Origin of the sequence: Enterovirga sp. (genome assembly GCF_028290205.1) — a bacterium.
Lineage (GTDB): Bacteria > Pseudomonadota > Alphaproteobacteria > Rhizobiales > Beijerinckiaceae > Enterovirga.
Genome location: NZ_JAQGKF010000222.1, coordinates 1 through 2,639, shown reverse-complemented (window position 1 = coordinate 2,639; position 2,639 = coordinate 1). Strand labels below are relative to the sequence as shown.

Here is a 2,639-nt window from a genome sequence, read left to right as displayed (position 1 = left end):
CGTGCAGCCCTTCCCCGGCGCCGTCCAGCCGCTGCCCGGCGTGCAACCGCTTCCGGGCGCCGGTGGCGTGAGGCCGCTGCCCTTGCCAGGCGCCGCCCCGGCCGCGGCAGGCGCGGGCTCTTCCTCGATGAAATGGGTGCTGAGCATTCCCATCGTGCTGGCGGTCGGGATGGCGACCCTGTGGTCGGCGGGCGTGTTCACCCCGAGTCCGGAGGCCCCGAGCCCCGCCCCGGGCCCGAAACCGAGCCCCGCCCCGGGCCCGCGCGCGGCGGGCGGCACCACGGACGAGGGCTTTCCGATCGCGGAGGTCGACAAGCCCGGCCCCTTCAAGGCCCAGCAGATCGACGGCAATCCGAACACGCTTCTGTTCGCCTTCGGGCTCCGCTCAGGCGGCGAGACCTATACCTACCAGGCGGCTGTCGGGTTCGAGGGCACGAGCACGACGGGCGCGGGGCTGATCAAGGCGGTGAAGCGGGGCCAGGAGGCCAGCACGGGCCAGTTGCCGGTGACCAAGGTTACCCAGCCGGACGGCTATGTCGGGTTCACGATGTCCGGCAAGCTTACGGGCGCCTCCATCGGGGCACCGGCGATCTGCGTCTCGGCGCTGGCCGGCAAGAGCCGCGACAAGCTCGACGTGCGGGACGGCGGCGGCGGCTTCTGCGCCTTTGCCACGACCGCGACGGGGCTGTGCGACGGCAACGTCAAGCTCGGCTGCGGCGACCTGGTGCCCTAGCGGAGCAGTCCCGGAGCGGCGCCGCGCCCGGTGCCGTTCCGGCATGAAAAGACCCGACACGCAGCGCGTGCCGGGTCCGAAACACCTTGGCGTTACTTGCCGAGACGCTGATTGGTGACGTTCGACCGCTCCGCGCCGAGCGCGTTGCCCACATTGGCCGGGCCCAGGAGAGCCGCGCCGGCAAAGGCGTTGACGCTGCCGGAGGTGTCGTTCGACCCCGACGTGTTGGCCTTGAGCGCGTTCGACACGCTGCCGCCCGCCGGGAGGGCGTTCTTGAACAGCTTGTCCTCTGCCGAAGCAGGGCCCGCCGGAGCCTTGGCGAGCTTGCCGTTCATGACGTCCGACCCCGTGCCGGCGCTCTTCAGCGCGGCCGAGGTGCCGCCGGAAGTCCGCTTCATGGCGTTGGCGAACAGATCGGTCTCGGTCGCGGCGGTGTTGAGCTTGATCGAGTTCTTCGACGAAGCGGACAACGAGGACGTGTGGGACGACAGGCTGTTGGCCGTCGCCGCGGAAGAGAGATCACTCGAAGTCTGGGCGCTGCTCGCACCGGCAAAGGTCATCGAGGCGAGACCACAAACAACGGCGACCGAAAACTTGCGCATGGAAGTCAGCCCTCTGAACAGAGCGGCGCCTGCCCTCTGAACTGACCGTCACTATACGGGGCAATTGGGCCTTTCAATGGCCCCCTCAAGGAATTATCGCGAGACGTGCGGCAACAAGAGACCCGTTTCGCGGCGGGACGGGGTCTTGCGCCAGAACGGTGATCGAGTGAATGAAAGTGCTGCGCGATTTCGGCGCGGCACTTGTCTCGCGAGGAACTGTCACATGAAGTCACGAGCGATCGCAGCGCTGGCGGGCCTGGGCCTCGCCGTCTCCGTGGCAGGCGCAGCATACAGCCAGGGCATCCGCCTGGACCGACCGGTCCAGGGCGGCCAGCCGTCCCAGGGCGGCGCTCCGTCCCAGGGCGCTCCGTCCCAGGGCGCTCCGGCGGGCGGCGCGGGTGGCACCATCACCAGCATCGTGCCGGAACAGGCGATGCGGCTGCTTCAGGCGGGCGGACTTCAGAAGGGCGAGTCGCTCAACCTCGACGGCGGCACCAAGGGCTTCCGGGGTGAGCTCAACGGCTTCAAGGTGGTCGGCATCTTCACGGGCTGCCAGGGCACCGGCTGCTCCAGCATCGCCTATTTCGCCTTCTTCCAGGCGGGCGATTCGATCGACGGCAACTACCTCAACGCCTACAACCGCGACCGCCGGTTCAGCCGCGTGTTCCTGGACAAGGAAGGCTCGCTGGTCCTGAGCTTGGACACCCACCTGTCGGGCGGGGTGGCACCGGCCCACATCACGCAGACGACGTCGCTGTTCGGCTCGTCGCTGAAGTGGCTGTCGGAGTTCACCCCCGAGTAGGGTCGGCCGGATCGCCAGGCCCGCTGCGCGGGCCTGGAGCCAGCGCCGCATGAGGTTCCCCAACCCGCGAAGGGCGCTCCGGGTCGGCATCACCGGCCACCGGTTGAACCGGCTCGCTCCGGAGAACCGGGCGGGCCTTGCCGAGACCCTCGCCCGGACCCTCCGGGCGATCGATGGCGCGGCCCGCTCGCGGAAGGAGCGGCTCCGCTCCCCCGGACCGCCCGTCCGCCTCCTGAGCCCGCTTGCGGAAGGGGCGGACCGCATAGCCGCGCAGGCGGCGCCGCCGGGTTGGGCGCTTGCGGTCGTGCTGCCGATGCCGCGAGCCGATTACGAACGCGATTTCCTGGCCGCCGGAGAGCACGACGGCCCGTCGCTGCGCGAGTTCAGGGAGCTGCTGCTCCGCGCCGGGTCGGTTACGGAACTGCCCGCCATCGGCGGCCAGCATGCCTCCGAAGGCCCCGAGCGAAGCCTGCAATACGGGCTGCTCGGCCCCTTCCTGGTC

At 69.9% G+C, this 2,639-nt stretch carries 5 protein-coding genes; 4 read left to right on the top strand and 1 reads right to left on the bottom strand.

Annotated features, from left to right (window positions below; genetic code table 11):
* Window positions 1–136 precede the first annotated feature (136 nt).
* On the top strand, window positions 137–733 hold the full coding sequence (locus JWR86_RS15435; protein ID WP_299567211.1) for a hypothetical protein: 597 nt from the start codon (window positions 137–139) through the stop codon (window positions 731–733).
* 92 nt (window positions 734–825) lie between these two features.
* Here JWR86_RS15435 and JWR86_RS15430 read toward each other — a convergent pair whose 3' ends face one another.
* A complete protein-coding gene (locus JWR86_RS15430) occupies window positions 826–1,131 on the bottom strand; it encodes a hypothetical protein (protein ID WP_299567209.1) in 306 nt (101 codons plus the stop codon).
* Here JWR86_RS15430 and JWR86_RS15425 point away from each other — a divergent pair.
* The 3 genes from JWR86_RS15425 to JWR86_RS15415 all read left to right on the top strand — a co-directional run.
* Window positions 1,130–1,375, top strand: a complete 246-nt coding sequence (locus JWR86_RS15425; RefSeq protein ID WP_299567207.1) for a hypothetical protein — start codon at window positions 1,130–1,132, stop codon at window positions 1,373–1,375. The genes JWR86_RS15430 and JWR86_RS15425 overlap by 2 nt on opposite strands.
* A 183-nt stretch (window positions 1,376–1,558) precedes the next feature.
* Window positions 1,559–2,137: a YbjN domain-containing protein gene (locus tag JWR86_RS15420; protein WP_299567205.1), complete on the top strand. Its 579-nt coding sequence runs from the start codon at window positions 1,559–1,561 to the stop codon at window positions 2,135–2,137.
* A gap of 49 nt (window positions 2,138–2,186) precedes the next feature.
* Window positions 2,187–2,639, top strand: a 453-nt coding sequence (locus JWR86_RS15415; protein WP_299567203.1) for a hypothetical protein, incomplete at its 3' end; no start/stop codon positions are given.

Excerpts from the sequence above, each read along its gene's own strand:
- JWR86_RS15425 (WP_299567207.1), top strand. The coding sequence starts at position 1,130 with ATGGCGTTGGCGAACAGATCGGTCTCGGTCGCGGCGGTGTTGAGCTTG.
- JWR86_RS15430 (WP_299567209.1), bottom strand. The coding sequence starts at position 1,131 with ATGAAGCGGACTTCCGGCGGCACCTCGGCCGCGCTGAAGAGCGCCGGC.
- JWR86_RS15420 (WP_299567205.1), top strand. The coding sequence starts at position 1,559 with ATGAAGTCACGAGCGATCGCAGCGCTGGCGGGCCTGGGCCTCGCCGTC.